Below are 18,505 nucleotides of genomic sequence, written 5' to 3'. Positions count from 1 at the left end.
TTCCTAATTAATAATGCACGTTTCGATGAACCGAGGGCAGCACAGGCAGTGACCGCGCGTCGACCAAGGCTGGCTCGCCCAGAAAGACGAATATCAGGCCGTATCCTTCACGGCATGGATAGGCACGCCCCCCGTTGGGCAGGCGCTTTCGTCTGAAATACGGCACGTCGATGCAGTGGCCGCCGCAATCGTAGGCCCAGCCATGATAGCCGCAGCGGATGGATTCGCCTTCGACCACGCCCGCGTGCAGCGGCAATTGCCGGTGCGCACAGTGGTCTTCCAGCGCGAATAGCTTGCCGGACGCGGTGCGCGCCAGCACGATCGGATCGCCTGCAAACTGCACGCCGAGCACCTTGCCCCGCTTGACCTCGTGGGACCAGGCCAACGGGTACCAGTGGTCCGGGTGAATTGGCATCCGGCGCAGATCTCGCGCCGAGGCGCTGGCAGTCAAGTCGATGACGCCGGTGTCCGGCAAAGGCAGTGCATCAATGGTTACGGCGCGGGACGCCGCCCCAGTCCCGTGACTTGACAACGCCATGGCAGCGTGAAGAAACATCCCCATGAGGGCTGATCACCCGCCTTGACGATTTTCCGCTTGATCCTCACGCGCCGTCAGGGCTCATCTTGTTGAAACGCTGGAAACGGAGGCAAAGGCAATGCGCTTGACGGTGGGAGAGTTGGCCAAACGCAGCGGACTGACGGTACGCACGCTGCACCACTATGATGCGATCGGTTTGCTGAAGTTTTCGGCACGCTCTGAAGCGAGATACCGGCTTTATAGCCTCGACGACGTCGCGCGCCTGTACCCAATACATGTGCTGCGTCGCTTCGGCATGCCGCTCGCCGACATCGGATCTTGCCTGGATCGGCCAGATCATTCACTGGTGACTCTCGTGCAACGCCAGATCGGTGCCGGAACTGGTCGTCACGATCGCCTCGAAACCAATGTATTGCAGATAACGAGCACTGCCCCCGTCCCATGTGCATTCGGCAAGACAAAGCAACCGGATTGGTGCCGTTGCCGAAAGGCGGCGTGCTTGTCGGCGGCAGCGCGGGACATTTCGCCTCTCTACGCAAAGGGGTAGCATAGTTTGGTACGCATTGACCCGCTGGCACGCCGAGCAGTTGCCACGTCGATTAATGATCGATTGTACAACCAGTGCCGAGCCGCTGGCTCGATGTTCGCTTTCGAACCGCCTTCTTCGCGAGTCAATCGTGCGCCGATGGCCGGTCTGTCATAGTGAGTGGCGCGGGGACACCCGCGTACACACCACTAGGGCCTTGGCCCCTTACTTTGTTGGAGGATAGCAATGAGTGTCGATATTAGAGGTGCTTCTGGCGCTGTGGATTTTAGTACAGTTCAACCCATTTCGCCCACCGATTCCATCCAGTTCGACCGGGCCGAATTCGCGCCGCTGTCTGACAAGCAAAAGGCAGCCATCAAAGCCCCGGAACAGAGCTTTATCCAGCAAGGTGCGCCAAACTTGAAGGCGCTCCTCGACTAACGCGCAATAGCGACCAGCGACCTGTCGATGACCGACCGTCGGGTCGCTGAACTCGTCGTGGATAGCCGTCGCCGAGCACGAAACTCGGCTGCTACCAGCGTGCCGCCTCGATGGGCGCCGCTGGCGTAGCGCCAGTTCCGCTTGGGCAACCAATAAAGTACGACCGGTGCTCACGCAATACCTCACAGCACGGCAGACGATAGCCGGTACCCTTCATCAGGCTGGCCTGCTACATGTGCAGCGGGACACGTCGCAAGCATGGCTGTGAGCGTCGCCGTCCGGCAAGCGAAGCCCACGGTATCGCCACGCGCGCCGTCGTTCACGCCTGCCAACCGCGCGAGGCAAGCAGCACCTTGGCCATCATGCCAAGTGCAGTCAACCCAGCCACCACTGCAAAACCCTGTTGCAAGCGCGGTCCACTCAACCGCGAGGCGATCCGGCGTCCGCCGAGCATACCGACGACGGCACCCGCGGCAAACGGCAAGCCCACTGGCCAGTCCATCCGTCCAGCTAGCGCACTGGCGGCCACGCCAGCCATTGAGACCAATGTAATCACCGCCAACGACGTCGCAACGATCATCTGCATCGGCGCGTCCGTAGCGCGCCTGAGCGCCGGCACGATCACGAAGCCGCCGCCCACGCCAAGCAAGCCGGACAAAAATCCTGCACCGGCGCCCGACGCCATCAAGGCGCGCGCGCAGGCACTTGTCCAAACAAAACGCCTGCTCGCGGGATCCAATTGGCAAGGGGGCGCCATGCTCGTGCACGGCGTACATCGATCCGGATGGACGCCGGCGCACGCACGACCCTGAAGGAGCATGCGCCATGATACCCACGCCAGCACGCACGCAAAAACGAGCACCAACGGTTCATTGGGAAGCCAGCGCGCCGCCCACAGACCAATCGGCGACATCATCATGCCGCTTGCCGCCATCAGCACGGCCGCCCGGCAGCGGACAATCCCGCCGCGCAAGCCCAGCGCCGCGCCGACCGCTGCCGACATGCCCACAGCCAGCAAGGCTATCGGGCCGGCCCGCGCAACGCTTAGATCCAGCACGAACAAAAGCAGCGGCACCGCAAGAATCGCACCGCCCGCGCCGGTCAATGCCAGCACCAAGCCAACGGCAACGCCAAGGATCGCACTGCTGTCCATCATTTTTTCTTCACTCCCCATTGTCCCCGGGGTGTCGCCGAGCCGCACAACCCGACGCGCGGCCCGACCCAAAATGCCACGCCCTCCATTAGCGTCCATTCACGGACAGCACCGCTGTGCAGCCCCAACGCGAACAGCCCTGCATGCGCTTTGGCCAAGCGCCGCCATGCTTGAGCCTGCGTAGCGTGCGATCGATGTGAGACACTGCCATAAGCGTTCGATTCAATGCGTTCGGCATCCGGCAATGCGCACCCGATGCGTTGATGTGCTGCTGGACGACAGCATCAAACTCTCCATCGGTGGCTTGCCAACCTATACGGTGCACACGCCGGGCAACACATTGGCCTGCATGACATATTGGGTGTGTACCGGACACGAGTACGCAGCATTCGTCAACGACACGCTGCTCATGCCCGGCCATGGCTTGGCGAGGTGCGACTTCCCCGGAGGGGGACGCGCGTACGCTATACCGATCCATACGCAAAATCCTGAAACTGCCGGCGTACACCCGGCTATACATCTGTCACGACTACTCGCCTGGCGGGCGCCATTACACGCGAAGCTGGGATGCAACGTGACACATTGACGCAACAGTCGGATGAACTAACACCATGTAGTGAACAATGCACGCTGCGGCGCAGCGCGGCAGCGTAACGCGGCAACGTTTTGTCGGATCACGGATGTTTTACCCACTTACGATGCGCTGTAACGGACGGTTTCAAGCGATGCATTGACTACCCATTCTCCACCCTCCGGCTTACGAGAACCACCGAAAGCCGCGCCTTTCTCGATGCGTACCAGACTGTAATAGCGTGGTGGTGTTATCTTGGTATAAAAAACTACCACGATAAGAAGCGAATCCGCCCATAGGTTGCTCTTCAGACAAGCCAGCGGCTGTTGCGCTTACCATGCGTTATCCGCCGAAAGCATAACCGCCTCCGCTGACCCCACCAATACTGCTCGTGCTTTCGAATAGCCTTTCACAGTGGCGCTTAACTAGTTGTCCTTGTCCCATCCGGAATTGTCGATGCGTGCAACGTGCAATGCCGGTTACCCTGCGAAGGCTACGCATGATTTCCCGAGCGGTGTTTAACTTGACCAATTTGCTGGCGCTCGCAGCACTTTGGAGTACGTCATTTCTTTTCGTGCGTATTGGCGTTGCGGAGTTCGGCGTCGTGCCAATGGTGGCGTTGCGTGTATCGATTGGCGCCACTTTCTTAGTCACGCTATTGATCGCGCGAAAAGGCGTGGAGGGAAAATGGCGTCATTCGCAACGCAAGCTGCGGCCGTTGTTTGTGCTCGGCGTGCTGAACGCTGCAATGCCGTTCTGCTTGTTTGCGTATGCCGTGCCCGCCCTGTCGGTAGGCCTGGCCTCCGTGATCAACGCGACCGCACCGCTGTGGGGCGCGCTGGTAGCGTTTCTGTGGCTCGGGGTCCGACCCAGCATCATGCGAATCGCCGGCATCGCGCTCTGTTTCACCGGCGTAACGCTCATGGTCGGAAGTCAGATCAGTGCAACGGGCAGTATCGCAGGCGCAGCGCCATGTGCGTGGGCCACCGCACTAGCCGCCGGCGCGGGACTCACCGCCACAGCGCTGCTAGGTATCGCGGCCAACTATACGAAGCGCTATTTGTCCGACATCGACCCCTTAACGATCGCGGCCGGTAGCCTCGTCGGTGCATCGATCGTACTGCTGCCGCTCGCCGCGTGGGCGTGGCCAGCGACGCCGGTTTCGCTGCAAGCGTGGCTCGCGGCACTGGCGCTCGGCGTGGCGTGCACCGGTGTTGCCTATGTGCTGTATTTTCGCTTGCTCACCGCCGGCGGGCCGACTCACGCGATGACCGCCGCATTCGTGATCCCGGTGTTCGGCATGCTTTGGGATTCACTATTCCTTTCGTTATCCATATCAATATGGATGATTGAATGCTGTGCCATTGTGCTGGTCGGTACCGTCTTCGCCACGGGCGTGATCGAGCGACTGCGTCCACAGCCATCATAGCAACGGGCAACGCGTTGACAGCACGGATGGCGACGACAGTCCCCTATACGCTTGGCAGCCGAAGCAACCAGTTGTTCTGCCAGAGCTTGCCATTTTGCGCATTGGAAACGTTTCCGAGCACCAAGCGACCGGTGGCCATGCAGATCTGCCCCTGGTGCAGATACACGTCCCAGGCCGTATTGGCGATGGCCAAGTCCAGATCGGCGTCGTCGAGCACGAACCATGAACGCGTTTGCGTATCGTCTCCCACGAGCACAAGCACAAGCACGATAGCATAGGATCACATGGCCAGTATCAGGGCGACCTTACGCCACACAATGTGCGTCTCGGGAAACCCGTGTAGCAGCATGGGCGGTGGCCTCGCACCGCCGCGCCGATGACGCCGGCCAAGCGAACGCCGCCGGCATTGATGTCCCAAGTGCGAAAGCCCGAAAAAAACGGAGGCGTCGCGTCAGGCCCAGCACGCTCGGCGGCCGAAGGATTGGCAGGATTATGCTGTCAATCCAGGTTCACGGTGATTTTTTCAGCCATAGTTGGCTGTCTTCACGAATCCCGCAAGTTCTTGTCCGTAGCGCACCGGCTCCTCGTAAAAGGGGCTATGTCCGCTCTCGTAGAAGAGCGACAGGCGGCTGTTCGCATGAATCGATTTGATCCGTTCCGACATCGCCATGCGCACGAGCCGGTCATGGACGCCGTGCGTCAGCAAGATCGGGCCAGCATAGGCTTTAAAGACGGGCTCGAAATTGGGCGTCTCCGTCTTGATAAAGCCCTCGTTCACGGCCCGTTCCGTCATGCCGTTGACGACCAGCATGCGCTGCATCTCCACCTTTGTCGGCGGCCGGTGGAAGCAGGCAGCGAGGAACTCGGCTGTGGCCGCGGTCCGTACGGCGAGATCGTGAGAGGTGGTGGTGTTGGTAAAGGCTGCCGCCTCCTCGGTGAGAAGATCCGGCGACAAGTTGGTAACGGCATCGACCAGGTTAATGCCGGCAATGGCAGAGCCGCCATATTTGCGCAGATACGCGCCGATCACAAAGCCACCGAGCGACCAGCCCACCAGCACGGGTCGGCGAAGCTTAGCGCCGGCGATAACCGCGGCGACGTCATCCGCCCATCGATCGGCCTCGGAATAGGCTTGGAGCGAAACCGGCTTATCGGAATCACCATGGCCGCGCAGATCGAAGCCGACCATGCGCAAGTGCCCTAGCGCAGGATCGGCGAACTGCTTTTCCCAACTCAGGCGGCTCTGACGCAGCCCGTGAATGAACAGGATTTCGGGCGCTTGGCTGTCGCCCTGCGCGTCGCCCGTCAGCATCACGCCATCGGCAGAGCGAACAACAAACGGCTCACGCGCAGGTCCCCCCCTATCCGGAAAGGCACTCGGTGTGTCGGCGAATGCGTGGGTCCCTCCAGGTGTCGCATAGGCAACTTTGGCGGCTAGGGCGGCAAGGCCGGCCGTGCCGGCGAGGAAGGTACGTCTTGAGTGGTTCATGAGTGGCGCTCCATGTTGTTTAGTGATCGATAAATTATCTCGCTTGACTTTTCATGTCAAGGGTTGTTTAGTGTCGCTATGGAACGAGACTCGAAATCGCGCGGCGGGCGGCCTTGGAGCTTTGACCGGGAAAAGGCGATCGACACCGCAATGCGGCTATTCTGGCGGCACGGCTATGAAGGAGTGTCGATCGGCGATCTCACGAAGGAGATCGGGATAGCACCTCCCAGCCTGTATGCTGCCTTCGGCAGCAAGGCGGAGCTTTATCGGGAAGCTGTTAGCCGCTATGAGGCGACGCTCGGAGGCCTCGATGTGGCGTCCATTCACTCGGCAACGTCGCTGGCGGAGGCGGTGCGAGTATTGCTTGAGGGAGCCGTGAGAGCCGTCACTAACCCTCACCTTGAACGAGGCTGCTTGATCTCAAGCGGCATGATCGCGTGTCACCCCAATCATGTCTCACTCGCCCGCGACGCGGCCGCGCGGCGTGAGGCCATGCGCGAACGGATTGCGCAAGCGCTTCAGCCCTTTGCGGGGACGCATGAGGTTCGACGTTTGGCGCGCCATTTGGCTGCTGTCATGCAGGGCATATCGATCCAGGCGCGCGACGGTAGCAAACCGACACAGCTGCAAGAGATCGTTGAAGAGGTGGTAGCGGGTGTCGCAGCACGGCTTTCCGACGAGGGGCGACTATATTGACGGCGCAATCGATGGATGCTGAGACAGATTGCTTTGGACTGTTCCTGGGCCTGAGTCCTCGCCAAGGCATCGCACTCTACGTCCTTGTAGGCGCTGTCTACCGTGTACTTAGACGTTTCGCCTCCACCGTGTATTTGGACGTTCTGCCGGGCATCATTTTCCTCCGTCTTTAGTAACCGTACAGTTCGCGGGCCCATGGGGCGTACTGCTGGATAACGCGCTCGATAACCTCGGGCTCCCTTGGGTCAAGTTCGTCGCGCAGTGCGTACAGCGCATCCTTGGCCTGCAGGGCGCGCTCGATAGCCGCCTCATCGGGCACCAGCTTGTCACGCTCGACTGCAACGACTTCGCTATGGTGGGCAATTATGGCGCCCAACACGTCCAGCGCCACCTCGTAGCGAACACCGGTACGGCTGAACAGTTGCTCGGTCATAGTTGAAACTCCAGCGATGGGTCGGGATCACTTCTTGATATGCATCGGCCACAGAGCACCGTGCAGCAAGCAGTAGGTTAGACAGTGGCGCTTGAGCAGACGCGCGGTGGAGATCGGCAGCGTGCAATCGCCGGCCTCGTGGACGCGTCAATCCGCCCGTTGCTGCGCCGTATCGTATCCTCACGGCCATGGCCGCCCGAGGCGGTGCAAACTAGCCACGGATTGACGCGGGCGATCATCGAAGGCTAGACCGACACGCCGGCGAGCCGCATCCGTGCCGGACAGCTTGCGCGCTAAAACAGGCCGAACTGTCGCATTTGCGCGAGAAAAGCTTGCACGGCGGCCGAATAGCGACGGCCGCGCCGCACGAATAGCTGAGCCTTGGCGCTCTCGAGCACGGCGTTGGTCGTGCGCCGTGCAACAAGCACACCAGCGGCCAGCTCGCGCTCCACTGGATAAACTGACAGAAATATTACGCCCAGCCCCGCGCCAACGTAGCGCAGAAAGTAGTGGAGCCGGCGCCAATCGGCACTCGTCGGGCCAGTATGGGATGCTGGCGCGGTACAGCTAGCGTTTGTCGCCGGTGTCGGCGCATCGCTGCCGCTGCGTATCGGTGGCGAGGTCGGTCCGATGTCGGGCGCGCCGCTGGATCACCGCTGGACCGTGCTCGCGCTCAAGCGCGACAGGGTGATGACGGGCTTGGCCAGCATACCAGCCAAGCTTGGAGACTGCGCATTGATCGCCAGTGCCGGCGTGCGCGTCGTGATCACCGGCATCCGTTACCAAGCAGGCGCCCGCTCCGACGCCATGCATGAGCCTGCTGGTTGCCGGCATGACGCCGGGGATTTTCTGGTCGTTTCTGCAAGCCATCCATGGCTTGATGCCGCTCACCGGGAGCTACATGCGCTCCGCGATGGCCAGCAACTCAACAGTCGCTTCCTGTACAGCGCAGAACGCCGCGGCACCAGAGCCTATCGCGCCGTCGCCAGCCGCGCATTGACCTTGATTGGCTCGACATTGTCGTCGAATGGCGGCTGCGGCTCGAACTGCTCGATCACACCCGGCTCGAATATCAAGCAGTATGTGGAGCCACCGTACTGGAAATAACCCAGCTCGTCGCCCTTGTCCACATGTTGCCCGGGCAACGCCACGATATTGCATGACGAGACCTCGCCCATCCCGACGAACACGCAGGCGACCTGCCCGAGTGCGCGGTCATCGCAATCGATCACGATCACCGCCCGCGCGGCAATCGCGGTGGTGTAACCCTGCGAGGCATTCAGCCCGCTCAGGCTGACCCCTTCGGCTTCCAAATCAGAATAATAGCTGCCATCGATCCCGTACGCCTTCGATACCGTACCGCTGACCGGCGCATGCCAACGATGATAATTGTACGCGCTCAAGTATGCCTGATACACGGACCCGCCGACGAACCGCTTGGCCAATTCGCGCTCGCCCGTCGTTAGGATTTCCTGCAACGAATAGGGCTGCTCCTTGATCCAGAAGCGATCATGAAGTTGAACGTCCGAGCGGATGTGGTAGGGCGACGCCTCGCAAGCACTGACAATGACCTTGGCGTCGTGCGGCGCATCGACAGGCCGCGCGCCGGGCTTGAACTGGCGTGTAAAGAAATTATTCCAGGATGCGAAGCCCCAATACGGTTGCTGAGGATCGCAGATAAACTCCATCATGCCGAGTTTTTTTAGCGCTTCGTTGCAGAACCAGCCGTGCGGTGACTGAGTGTTCAGGTGTGTTCGGGAGTACGGACCGCTCAGGAACCCGCACCAATGATTCAATACCCGCTTGAGTTGCGCATTGAGCGCCGGGTCACGAAAAAATGCATAGCCGGACGGCATGCACATTGGCCAGTCGAACAACGCATTGAGAGGGCAGATGACCAGACTCGACTCGCTGAAGGGCGGTGCATACGTCATCAGATAGTCAATCAAGGTCATTAACTCATCGATCGTCGCGTAGCCCAGTTGGTAGCCGGCGCCACGCGCATCCTCGATGGCCCGTTCGAGGTTCATGCGTAATACAGCATCGTTGCTCACCAACGCAGCCAGCTCCTGGACCACGCTGGTACGCAAGCCGCGGCGTGCTTTTGCGCACGCCGCCAATTCCAGCCGATACTGCGCCAGCGCGTCCTCCCGGTTAGGAAGCCAGCCGCCGAGCCGCCGCCTTTCGCGCATGGGAGCGCCCTTTCCAGATGCCATTGCTCTCTCCATCTGTCGATAAGGTAAGGAATAGAGTCAATACATCAGCTTTAGCAAGGCGCTTGCCCGGGAGCATCGTCATATCGTGCGGCCACTGCGCCGACAGCCAACGGGCAACACCGCTACGCCGATTTGCGGCACGCCGCAATTCGACGGCCGAGCGCCAGCGCGTCCAGTGGCTTTTGCAACACGGGAACATCGTTGAGCAATGGATCGACATCCGCGCACTGCCCATACCCCGACATCAGAAACACATGGACATGCGGCTGGGTACGCCGCAGTGCCAATGCAAGCTGGTCGCCGGCCATGCCAGGCAACGTGAGATCGCTCAGCAAGACGTCATAGCGCTGCGCCGTGGCCCGCTCCAGCGCTTCCTCCGCGCTGCCGGCGGCACAGCACCGCAACCCCATCACCTCAATCAGATCGCGCATCGCCTCGCGCGAGGGTGCGTCGTCCTCCACCAGGAGCACATGACATGGCAGTTGCCCTTCTTCGTCGCGCGGCCCGTGGGCGGCGGACTGGGGGGTCACAAGTGATGGCAATGAGGAAGACGATGCCGACTCAGCGGGCGAGCACGATGGCGACTCGTTCTCGTAGGGCGACAGCGCCGACCGAGGCGTCGCTTGCCCCCTAGACTGCCCCTCGAGCGCGCTGCGCAGCTTGTGCGCTAACTCATCACGCCGATACGGCTTGGCCAGCAGCGTCACGCCCGGATCGAGCCGGCCATGATGGAAGATCTCGTCGCGCGTATAGCCCGACGTGAACACCACGGGCACCGACGGCACCCGTTGCGTGGCGAGGCGGGCAAGTTCGGGGCTCTTCACATCCCCCGGCATCACGACATCGGTGAACAGCAGGTCGATGCGCGCGTCGCCGAGCAGTATCGCCTTGGCCTCGTCGCCGGTCGATGCAGTCAACACCTGGTAGCCAAGCTGCGCAATCATGTCGACGGCGGTCAGGCGCACGTCCGCATCGTCCTCGACGATGAGCACCGTCTCGTTACCGCGCGGTACGCCGCCCGGCGCCGCGGGCGAGTCCGTGCACGGCGCCTCGAGCGAGCGCGGAAAAAACAACTTAACTGTCGTGCCGCGCCCGACCACGCTCTCCATCTCCATGTGGCCGCCGCTTTGCTTGACAAAGCCAAATACCATGCTCAAGCCCAGCCCGGTTCCATGGCCTTCCGGCTTAGTCGTGTAGAACGGCTCGAACGCGTGTTCAAGCACCTCGGCGGACATGCCGACACCGGTATCTGAGACCGAAAAGCAGACGTACTCGCCCGGCCCGACCTCCGTATCACCACCACCGCCGTGACCGTTGTCCGGCTTGCCGTCCAGCACCACGTTGCGTGCGGCGATCGTCAACGTGCCCTCACCGCGCATCGCATCGCGGGCGTTGATGGCCAGATTCAGTAGCGCGTTCTCCAGTTGGTTGCGGTCGACCAGCACGTTCCACAAGTCATCCGGCACAATCGTATCGATATTGACCGTCTCGCCAAGCGAACGATGGATCATCTCATCCATGCCTTCAAGCAACTGTCGCGGACAGACCACCAACGGCGACAACGGCTGGCGGCGCGCGAATGCGAGCAGGTGCGATGCGAGCCGGGCACCACGCCGCACCGCCTCCGCCGCGGTTGCGATCCGGCGTTGCGCAACTGGGTGGTTGGCCAGTTCCGCCGACAACATTTGCAAGTTGCCGTTGATCACTTGCAAGACATTATTGAAGTCATGGGCAACGCCGCCGGTCAGGCTGCCCAGCGCTTCCATTTTTTGCGCCTGCCGTAGTTGCGCCTCCACCGCCGCCCGCGCGGAAACCGCGTCCTTGACCCGCTGCTCCAGGGTGGCCGTCAACTGCACCAATGCCGCTTCGGCGACCTTACGCTCATGAATGTCGATCAGCACGCCGGGCAGCCGGTGTGGCCCTCCGTGCGCATCCAGTTCCCACTGTCCGCTCGACTGCACCCAAAGGAATTCGCCGTCCGCGCGTGTAATCCGGTATTCGGCGCGAAACGGCGTTTGTGAGCGCAGCGACGCGAGCATCTGCGCCTGCACGTGCTCGACGTCGTCAGGATCGACCCGCTGAATGGACAATAGATCGCCGATGTCACGGACTTGTCGCTGCGAAACATCGCCGAAGGTGCGGGTAAAGCGTTCGTCGCCGCTGACCGTGCCGAAGCCAACGTCCCAAACCCACGTGCCAAGTACCGCGCCGGTATTGAGCGCGAGTTGCAACCGCTCGTTGGCCAGCCGCAGTGCGACCTCTGCGTGTTGCCGCGATTGTTCGGTCAACACGCGCTCGGTTGTCTCCACGACTACCGCGATGACGCCCGCAGGCACGTCATCGTCGCCGACGACTGGACTGTAGTACAAGTCCATCCAGACGTCCTCCGGCTTGCCGTCGCGCAGCAGCACGAGCTCCTTGTCGCGATACGTCAGCGTGCCGCCAGCAAGACAAGTTTCCAGCACGCGGTGATTGAACGCGGCCACTTCCGGCCAGCCTTGCTCAACCGGACAGCCGAGCAAGTACGGATGCCGGCCGCCAGCAAATACCGCATACGCATCGTTGTATAGCATATAGCCATCGACGCCCCACAGCACCACCATCGGCACTGGAGAAGCCAGCACCACTTGCATCACCGACACCAGGCTCTGCGGCCAACGCTCGATCGGGCCCAATTCGGTCATGGACCAGTCAAACGCCCGAATCCGCTGCGCCATTTCACCGTCGCCACCCACATGGCGCCGAGATTCGTCGAGCACGGACATGGCTCCTCCTGCAAATATCGCGCGGAATTCCTGCACCCGGCCAATGCCGCCGCGACGGCCCGCAACCATCACGCAGACCGGTGAACATAGCGAACGCTAATCTAAACGCAAACCACGCGACACTTCAAGCGCCTTGCGCACCGGCTGTCTGCATCCTCGCAAACAACATCACCAGGCCTTGAAAATCGCCTCGCAATGCGTCAACGGGTTCATCCTTCGACTTAAAATAATGATAGAACGTGCCCTTCGAATTAGCTGCCTCGATGACGATGTCGTCGATCGTCGTCTTGTCGATGCCGTTCAGCACAAACAGCTTGGCGCCGCCATCCATCGGTTCCTCACGCCGCACGTCTGCGGGCTTGATCGTATGCCGCGCTTTCGACGGGACGCTGTTTTTTATCGACATGGCTATCAAATCGGTTATCGCAGAATATCTAGGAAAAAGTGAATTCTACCGCCTCCGGCTCGCATGCTCGCCCCCGCAACCGTGACGATGCACAACGGCGCCGATGTGCAGCTCGCGCCACCTCACAGCGATCGAGCCACGACGCGCCCATCAATGAAGAAAGCCTTTAATTTATAGGTTTGTTAATAGGCTGACGGTCGGCCTAAAGCTACGATCGACTCTACTCGCTCGGTAACCATAATGCATCGCATTCATCCTGCGACGTGACTTCACGTTAAGGCAACGCAAACCCCTTTGAGCGGATTTATCCGATTTTTCGCTAACCTATTTCTGCTGCTAACAGCAGCCTTGGGTGACCGGATGGGGCGGTTGCAGGGCCGCCGGCCGGCTTCGCGTGGAAGAGCCTATTCTCGAAGCGTGAGGCGCGGGGCCTATATCGACAGCCACGCCTTCCCGGAACTCATACCGCTGTGCGAAAATCGGCGCGCGGTCCGCCACAAGGCGCTGACGGTCGACGCTGCGCAAAAATCGCCGCGGTACCGCATCCGTCGGCCCAGGCATTGCGCCCAGTAACCATGCAACGCCTGCAGCAGATTCTGACGATCAAGGCGGCGATGTTCGCATAACTGCCTCCTAGCGCGAGCCTCGTGCGCCATCGCGATCCCTATGCCGACTCAATTCAATATCACCTGGGACTCATCACGCCGGCCGACCCAAAATGCTAGCACGATAAGTCCTGTTCGGGCACGGCCAGCCCGCCGAGCGCCCGAATACCGCGGCGGCCGCGTCACGGCGAAATCAAACCGCCGTCACGGACACCGCTTTGGTGACCAGGTAGGCATCCATCGCCTCCGGCCCGCCCTCAGACCCATACCCTGAATCCTTGACGCCGCCAAACGGCATTTCAGGCCACGGCGTCGCAGGCTGATTAATCCAAAGCATGCCCACCTCGAGTTGATGAGACAGCAAATGCACGTTGCGCACGGAGCGCGTGAACGCATAGCCAGCAAGGCCATACGGCAACCGATTCGCTTCGGTGATCGCATCCTCGAGCCGGTCGAAGCCGCGGACCGCGGCAACAGGCCCGAATGGCTCTTGGTTAAACACGTCCGCCTCCCGGGACACGTTCGTCAATACCGTCGGCGCAAAGAAATTGCCTGCGGAGCCGACCCGCTCGCCACCGGTGGCCACCGTCGCGCCGGTGGCGCGCGCATTCTCGACAATCCGCGTCATCGCCGCAAGACGACGCGCGTTCGCCAGCGGGCCGAGCGTGGTACCTTCCGCAAGTCCGTCACCGATTTTCAAACCCTGTGCGTGCTTGACCAGTGCCGCCTCGAATGCCTCACGGATGCTGTTGTGTACCAGGAAACGCGTCGGCGAAATACACACCTGCCCCGCGTTCCGGAACTTTGTCCCACCCGCCGCCTTGATCGCCAACGCGATGTCGGCGTCCTCGGCAATGATCACCGGCGCGTGGCCGCCCAACTCCATCGTCACACGCTTCATGTGCGCGCCGGCCAACACCGCGAGTTGCTTGCCAACCGCCGTTGATCCGGTAAACGTCACCTTGCGAATCACCGGATGCGGAATCAGGTAGCTCGAGATTTCCGCGGGATCGCCGAACACGAGTCCGACGGTGCCGGCCGGCACGCCGGCGTCGACGAACGCCTGCAGCAGCCCCGCCGGCGATGCCGGCGTTTCCTCCGGCGCCTTCACAAGGAACGAGCACCCGCATGCGAGCGCCGCGCCGAGCTTGCGCACTACTTGATTGACCGGAAAATTCCAAGGCGTAAAGGCGGCGACCGGCCCGATCGGCTCCTTCAACACCGACTGCTGCACCGCAAGATTGCGTGACGGCACGATCCGACCATAGACGCGCCGCCCTTCGTCCGCGAACCATTCGATGACATCGGCTGCCGACAACACCTCGATGCGCGCTTCTGCAAACGGCTTGCCCTGCTCCTGTGTCATGAGCCGCGCGATCCCCTCGGCGCGCTCGCGCACCAGCGCCGCGGCCTTGCGCATCGTTGCCGCGCGCTCGTGGGCCGGTACCTTGCGCCAAGTATCGAAACCGCGCTGCGCGGCCGCCAACGCGCGGTCCAAATCCGCGATGCCGGCGTGCGCGACGCGGCCAATGACCTGATCAGTCGCCGGATTGACCACGTCGAGCGTCTTGCCGCTCGCCGCATCGCACCACTGGCCGTCAATGAGGAGTCGGGTGTCCGTATAGCTCGACGTAACCATGCTGCCTCATCCCTGAAAAGTTAGAGTACGGTCATGCTACTTGCGTTGCGATGCGATGCGGCACAGCGGGGCGTTACTGGCCCACGTCGTCGCCGTGCCAACCTTCACCTTGCTCCAGCTGCGGCAGCGAGATCTCGCCTTTGGCGCCGAGCACGCCGGTCTTCGCGTAGATTTGCAGCTTGTCGCGGGTATCGGCAATATCGAGATTGCGCATCGTCAACTGGCCGATGCGGTCCAACGGCGAGAACGTTGATTCACCTTTTTCCATTGTCAACCGCTCGGGCTGGTAGGTCAAATGCGGCGATTGGGTGTTGACGATCGAATAATCGTTCCCGCGACGCAACTCGATCGTCACCTCGCCGGTGATCGCGCGCGCAACCCAGCGCTGCGACGCCTCGCGCAGCATGATCGCCTGCGGATCAAACCAGCGACCTTGGTACAACAGTCGTCCAAGACGACGACCATTATCACGATACTGGTCGATCGTATCTTCATTGTGGATACCCGTGACCAGGCGCTCATAGGCGATATACAGCAACGCCAGTCCCGGCGCTTCATAGATGCCGCGGCTCTTCGCCTCGATGATCCGGTTCTCGATTTGGTCGCTCACGCCCAGCCCATGCCGTCCGCCGATGCGGTTCGCCTCGAGCAGTAGCTCGACGCCGCTATCAAATTCAACGCCGTTAATCGCCACCGGAAGACCCTGCTCGAACCGCACGGTCACGTCCTCGCGGGCAATCTGCACGTCGTCGCGCCACGACGCGACGCCCATGATCGGCGCGACGATCCGCACGCTGCTGTCCAACTGCTCTAGGTCCTTGGCCTCATGCGTGGCGCCGAGAATGTTCGAATCGGTCGAATACGCCTTGTCAGCCGACATCCGATAATCAAAGCCCGCCTGGCGCATGAACTCGGACATCTCGGCTCGGCCACCGAGCTCGTCGATGAACGTCTGGTCCAGCCATGGTTTGTAAATGCGCAGGCCCGGATTGACGAGCAGCCCATAACGGTAGAAACGCTCGATATCATTGCCTTTAAATGTACTGCCATCGCCCCAGATGTTGACACCCTCTTCCTTCATCGCCGCCACCAGCATCGTGCCGGTCACTGCGCGGCCCAACGGCGTCGTGTTGAAGTAGGTGACGCCAGCGGTACTGATGTGGAACGCGCCGCACTGCAGCGCGGCAAAGCCCTCTGCGACGAGTTGCGCGCGGCAATCAATCAGTCTTGCGTTTTCGGCCCCGTACTGCTTCGCGCGACGCGGGATGTCATCGTAGTCGGTCTCGTCGGGCTGCCCCAGGTTGGCCGTGTACGCATACGGGATCGCCCCCTTGATGCGCATCCAGTGCAGCGCTGCGCTAGTGTCCAGGCCGCCGGAGAACGCGATGCCGACCTTTTGGCCGCGCGGAAGTTGTTGCAGGATAGTTGCCATAGCGAATATGCGGAAATGTCGGATGAAAACGCTTGCAGGCAGGGCGTCGCGCCCGCAGGCCATCCATTGTATTACCAAACGCAACGCAGACGGCGTTCGGGCCAAGCGCCCCTTCGATTGACCCTAGTTTACACGCCACGCGCGACGTGCGCGTGCCATACAGCGTAGTGACAGCAGGTTCTCGCGTATTGCGCCGTGCACGGCGAATGCGTCACGCCAGCGCGTCAACTTTTGATTAACCCGCCATGATGTTGCTTAAAAACACATCGGACATTATCTAATCAGACAAAAGGTATTTGATCCTGCTTAATCGGTTTATTCGACAATTTTTTCCGTTAATCTGCGCTTTACACATAGATGACTTTAAATTTCGCCCATCATGGCAAATCGCGCGGTTAGTGCAATGGACACCCAGGCGCCGCGATGCATTCGCAGCTCAACGACAAGTGTCTCTACCGATGATGCCATTTGCATGCCTATTAAACATGCTTAATCACTCATGGATTTTGATCCGAACCTTGCATCTACCAGCGCTCAGGTGGCCCTATACGCAATGCAGAGCCAGCAAAGCCATCATGCGGCTGGAGCCGCGCCGCCTGGCTCATCGCGTCAGATGGCGCCCAAGAACGCCTATACGTTGAAAGAGTCGATGACATGTGCAACGGAAAATCAAGTCAAAGAACCAGCCAATGACTCGACAATAATTCGTAAAAACCGTCCGACAACCTACCATGATCTGCCGCCCGACATCATCCAGCAAATAGCCGCCTACATACCCTTTCATCTTATCGGCGATCTGTCGGCCGTGGACAGGCGCACATACCACGTGCTGCGAGAACGGCGGCTAAGCTATCTTTGCCATACACGCGCCTCGTACACAAACGCAAGAACGCTTGATTTAACATCAGCGCTTCAGTTGTTAGCCGACATTGAACGCATCCGCTCAAACACTGCGTTGCGCGCCGAGCCACTCATGAGGCTGGCGTTGCAAATATCAAACCTGCCCGATGAGCAAAAGCCAACAGCATTCTCACTTATTTTTGAGACTGCGGACCGCATGCCAAAAAAGCAACGTTTGCAGGTACAAAAACAGATGATCGAGGATATAAGCGATTATCCAGCCCGCAACAACTCAAAATGTACAATTTTGCGTATGCAGTTGCCGAACGCCGAGGCAGAGAGCCGGACGATACTTGGGCCGAACTTGCATCGCTGCTAAAATGCTTGCCAATCGACCCCTCGCGGTATGAAAGCGAATATCGGGTTTTTCTAAACCGACTTCCCAATTTAAGCGTAGCCGGGCAAGCCGATTTGATCGCAAACCTAGCGAGGCTCCTACCGGATTTTCACCACATTGACGATAATACGAAGTCTGCCGAATATTATAGAATATTTCAACAATGGGTGCAGCGCCTGTCGCAATCGCACCTAGGTGCGCCGATTGGCGCATTAGCCGAAGTAATGTGGGTCGTTCCGCAGACTCAAATACCGGAGTACTTTGCCAATCTGCGTCGCATGACGTTGTCATTGCCCACTCACCAACTAGGCAGCGCGTTGCGCTACCTACCCCACGTGCTAGAGTATTTACCGCCCGCTCTACAAGCGTATGAATTTTCGCTGCTCGCACCCGCCATTCAACGCGTGGAGCCTGCACAACGTACAGCGGCGGCGCTTGGGTTGTTAGAAAGCACAGCGCTGCTAGACAATACCGTAACAAAACAGGTATGGCAACGTGCGCTACGCTTACTCGACGGCGCTGATGAATTGGACATCATGCAGGTGTTTCAAGCAAAAAAAATCCTAAGGTTGACGTGGCTGTTATCTCCTGCACAACAAGAAGGCGCCAAAATCGAAATCATGGCTTTTATCAAGCGTAACAAGCTTACTCAAAATACTATTGACAGGTTGCATATTTATCTCGCACGCTTTTAAACGTAGTATTGTCTTACACTATTTCCGACGACCGTCACTCGTGCCGAGCATACGCACGAATGCGGCCATCGCTTTTATCTGCTCTTAGTACTACAGACGTAACTATTCACGGTGGCGCGCAACCGCGAGCACGATAATGAGCCTGCTGCGCTCGCCATTGATGGGTGCGACGCCAGATTGACCATCGCAGAACAGTGTTAATCGAGCTCAATCCCCTCCATAAAAGACGGCATA

General features: G+C 60.2%; 15 protein-coding genes and 6 pseudogenes. 9 read left to right on the top strand and 12 right to left on the bottom strand.

Annotated elements, in window-relative coordinates:
• Positions 1-31: 31 nt before the first annotated feature.
• Positions 32-490, bottom strand: a pseudogene (locus tag KQH60_RS01055) (Rieske 2Fe-2S domain-containing protein); the annotation flags it as partial.
• A gap of 166 nt (positions 491-656) precedes the next feature.
• Here KQH60_RS01055 and KQH60_RS01050 point away from each other — a divergent pair.
• Positions 657-908, top strand: a pseudogene (locus KQH60_RS01050) (MerR family DNA-binding transcriptional regulator); the annotation flags it as partial.
• A gap of 3 nt (positions 909-911) precedes the next feature.
• Here the strand turns inward: KQH60_RS01050 and KQH60_RS01045 are convergent.
• Positions 912-1,060 (bottom strand): annotated as a pseudogene (locus KQH60_RS01045) (isocitrate lyase/phosphoenolpyruvate mutase family protein); the annotation flags it as partial.
• A 250-nt stretch (positions 1,061-1,310) separates the two neighbouring features.
• On the opposite strand from KQH60_RS01045, the gene KQH60_RS01040 reads away from it, so the two are divergent.
• Positions 1,311-1,505 (top strand): hypothetical protein, encoded by a 195-nt coding sequence (locus tag KQH60_RS01040; protein WP_237574710.1) that lies wholly within the window; start codon positions 1,311-1,313, stop codon positions 1,503-1,505.
• A gap of 319 nt (positions 1,506-1,824) precedes the next feature.
• Here the strand turns inward: KQH60_RS01040 and KQH60_RS01035 are convergent, their stop codons facing one another.
• A complete protein-coding gene (locus tag KQH60_RS01035) occupies positions 1,825-2,679 on the bottom strand; it encodes a sulfite exporter TauE/SafE family protein (RefSeq protein WP_237574708.1) in 855 nt (284 codons plus the stop codon).
• 241 nt (positions 2,680-2,920) lie between these two features.
• Between KQH60_RS01035 and KQH60_RS01030 the strand changes: the two are divergent.
• Together KQH60_RS01030 and KQH60_RS01025 are read left to right on the top strand one after the other, a co-directional pair.
• A pseudogene (locus tag KQH60_RS01030) lies at positions 2,921-3,206 on the top strand (MBL fold metallo-hydrolase); the annotation flags it as partial.
• 522 nt (positions 3,207-3,728) lie between these two features.
• Positions 3,729-4,658 (top strand): DMT family transporter, encoded by a 930-nt coding sequence (locus tag KQH60_RS01025; RefSeq protein WP_237574706.1) that lies wholly within the window; start codon positions 3,729-3,731, stop codon positions 4,656-4,658.
• Positions 4,659-4,782: 124 nt separating this feature from the next.
• Here the strand turns inward: KQH60_RS01025 and KQH60_RS01020 are convergent.
• A pseudogene (locus KQH60_RS01020) lies at positions 4,783-4,875 on the bottom strand (aldehyde dehydrogenase family protein); the annotation flags it as partial.
• Between the two features lie 306 nt (positions 4,876-5,181).
• Positions 5,182-5,970 (bottom strand): alpha/beta fold hydrolase, encoded by a 789-nt coding sequence (locus KQH60_RS01015; protein WP_237574705.1) that lies wholly within the window; start codon positions 5,968-5,970, stop codon positions 5,182-5,184.
• 255 nt (positions 5,971-6,225) lie between these two features.
• Here KQH60_RS01015 and KQH60_RS01010 point away from each other — a divergent pair, with 255 nt between their 5' ends.
• Positions 6,226-6,843, top strand: coding sequence for a TetR/AcrR family transcriptional regulator (locus tag KQH60_RS01010; protein WP_237574704.1), 618 nt, complete (start codon positions 6,226-6,228; stop codon positions 6,841-6,843).
• 169 nt (positions 6,844-7,012) lie between these two features.
• On the opposite strand, the gene KQH60_RS01005 is transcribed toward KQH60_RS01010, so the two are convergent.
• Positions 7,013-7,276: a hypothetical protein gene (locus KQH60_RS01005; protein ID WP_237574702.1), complete on the bottom strand. Its 264-nt coding sequence runs from the start codon at positions 7,274-7,276 to the stop codon at positions 7,013-7,015.
• A gap of 293 nt (positions 7,277-7,569) precedes the next feature.
• Positions 7,570-7,779 (bottom strand): LysR substrate-binding domain-containing protein, encoded by a 210-nt coding sequence (locus tag KQH60_RS01000; protein ID WP_255779000.1) that lies wholly within the window; start codon positions 7,777-7,779, stop codon positions 7,570-7,572.
• Between the two features lie 79 nt (positions 7,780-7,858).
• On the opposite strand from KQH60_RS01000, the pseudogene KQH60_RS14960 reads away from it, so the two are divergent.
• Positions 7,859-8,083: pseudogene (locus tag KQH60_RS14960) on the top strand (MlrC C-terminal domain-containing protein); the annotation flags it as partial.
• Between the two features lie 164 nt (positions 8,084-8,247).
• On the opposite strand, the gene KQH60_RS00990 reads toward KQH60_RS14960, so the two are convergent.
• The 3 genes from KQH60_RS00990 to KQH60_RS00980 all read right to left on the bottom strand — a co-directional run bounded on the left by KQH60_RS00990 (position 8,248) and on the right by KQH60_RS00980 (position 12,663).
• Positions 8,248-9,492, bottom strand: coding sequence for a phosphatidylserine decarboxylase family protein (locus tag KQH60_RS00990; protein ID WP_237574699.1), 1,245 nt, complete (start codon positions 9,490-9,492; stop codon positions 8,248-8,250).
• Between the two features lie 122 nt (positions 9,493-9,614).
• Positions 9,615-12,257, bottom strand: a complete 2,643-nt coding sequence (locus KQH60_RS00985; protein WP_237574698.1) for a response regulator — start codon at positions 12,255-12,257, stop codon at positions 9,615-9,617.
• Positions 12,258-12,381: 124 nt separating this feature from the next.
• Positions 12,382-12,663, bottom strand: a complete 282-nt coding sequence (locus KQH60_RS00980) for a helix-turn-helix domain-containing protein (protein ID WP_237574696.1) — start codon at positions 12,661-12,663, stop codon at positions 12,382-12,384.
• Between the two features lie 647 nt (positions 12,664-13,310).
• On the opposite strand from KQH60_RS00980, the gene KQH60_RS14955 reads away from it, so the two are divergent.
• A complete protein-coding gene (locus KQH60_RS14955) occupies positions 13,311-13,388 on the top strand; it encodes a hypothetical protein (protein WP_368669309.1) in 78 nt (25 codons plus the stop codon).
• 73 nt (positions 13,389-13,461) lie between these two features.
• Here KQH60_RS14955 and KQH60_RS00975 read toward each other — a convergent pair whose 3' ends face one another.
• A complete protein-coding gene (locus KQH60_RS00975) occupies positions 13,462-14,907 on the bottom strand; it encodes an NAD-dependent succinate-semialdehyde dehydrogenase (protein ID WP_237574695.1) in 1,446 nt (481 codons plus the stop codon).
• Positions 14,908-14,980: 73 nt separating this feature from the next.
• Positions 14,981-16,339, bottom strand: a complete 1,359-nt coding sequence (argG, locus tag KQH60_RS00970) for an argininosuccinate synthase (RefSeq protein ID WP_237574694.1) — start codon at positions 16,337-16,339, stop codon at positions 14,981-14,983.
• Between the two features lie 499 nt (positions 16,340-16,838).
• On the opposite strand from argG, the gene KQH60_RS00965 reads away from it, so the two are divergent.
• Together KQH60_RS00965 and KQH60_RS00960 are read left to right on the top strand one after the other, a co-directional pair.
• Positions 16,839-17,558 (top strand): hypothetical protein, encoded by a 720-nt coding sequence (locus KQH60_RS00965; RefSeq protein ID WP_237574692.1) that lies wholly within the window; start codon positions 16,839-16,841, stop codon positions 17,556-17,558.
• 5 nt (positions 17,559-17,563) lie between these two features.
• The gene (locus tag KQH60_RS00960; RefSeq protein ID WP_237574691.1) at positions 17,564-18,271 is read left to right on the top strand and encodes a hypothetical protein; all 708 of its coding nucleotides are present in this window, start codon (positions 17,564-17,566) and stop codon (positions 18,269-18,271) included.
• Positions 18,272-18,505: the final 234 nt, after the last annotated feature.

This window comes from Mycetohabitans sp. B8, assembly GCF_021991875.1.
Taxonomy (GTDB): domain Bacteria; phylum Pseudomonadota; class Gammaproteobacteria; order Burkholderiales; family Burkholderiaceae; genus Mycetohabitans.
Note: the sequence above shows the minus strand (reverse complement) of the source record. Positions and strands in the feature narration are given on the sequence as shown.

What these genes read in the sequence shown, in the direction of transcription:
- KQH60_RS01040 (WP_237574710.1), top strand. Translation starts at nt 1,311, where the DNA reads ATGAGTGTCGATATTAGAGGTGCTTCTGGCGCTGTGGATTTTAGTACA.
- KQH60_RS01035 (WP_237574708.1), bottom strand. Translation starts at nt 2,679, where the DNA reads ATGGGGAGTGAAGAAAAAATGATGGACAGCAGTGCGATCCTTGGCGTT.
- KQH60_RS01025 (WP_237574706.1), top strand. Translation starts at nt 3,729, where the DNA reads ATGATTTCCCGAGCGGTGTTTAACTTGACCAATTTGCTGGCGCTCGCA.
- KQH60_RS01015 (WP_237574705.1), bottom strand. Translation starts at nt 5,970, where the DNA reads ATGCTGACGGGCGACGCGCAGGGCGACAGCCAAGCGCCCGAAATCCTG.
- KQH60_RS01010 (WP_237574704.1), top strand. Translation starts at nt 6,226, where the DNA reads ATGGAACGAGACTCGAAATCGCGCGGCGGGCGGCCTTGGAGCTTTGAC.
- KQH60_RS01005 (WP_237574702.1), bottom strand. Translation starts at nt 7,276, where the DNA reads ATGACCGAGCAACTGTTCAGCCGTACCGGTGTTCGCTACGAGGTGGCG.
- KQH60_RS00990 (WP_237574699.1), bottom strand. Translation starts at nt 9,492, where the DNA reads ATGGCATCTGGAAAGGGCGCTCCCATGCGCGAAAGGCGGCGGCTCGGC.
- KQH60_RS00985 (WP_237574698.1), bottom strand. Translation starts at nt 12,257, where the DNA reads ATGTCCGTGCTCGACGAATCTCGGCGCCATGTGGGTGGCGACGGTGAA.
- KQH60_RS00980 (WP_237574696.1), bottom strand. Translation starts at nt 12,663, where the DNA reads ATGTCGATAAAAAACAGCGTCCCGTCGAAAGCGCGGCATACGATCAAG.
- KQH60_RS00975 (WP_237574695.1), bottom strand. Translation starts at nt 14,907, where the DNA reads ATGGTTACGTCGAGCTATACGGACACCCGACTCCTCATTGACGGCCAG.
- argG (WP_237574694.1), bottom strand. Translation starts at nt 16,339, where the DNA reads ATGGCAACTATCCTGCAACAACTTCCGCGCGGCCAAAAGGTCGGCATC.
- KQH60_RS00965 (WP_237574692.1), top strand. Translation starts at nt 16,839, where the DNA reads ATGGATTTTGATCCGAACCTTGCATCTACCAGCGCTCAGGTGGCCCTA.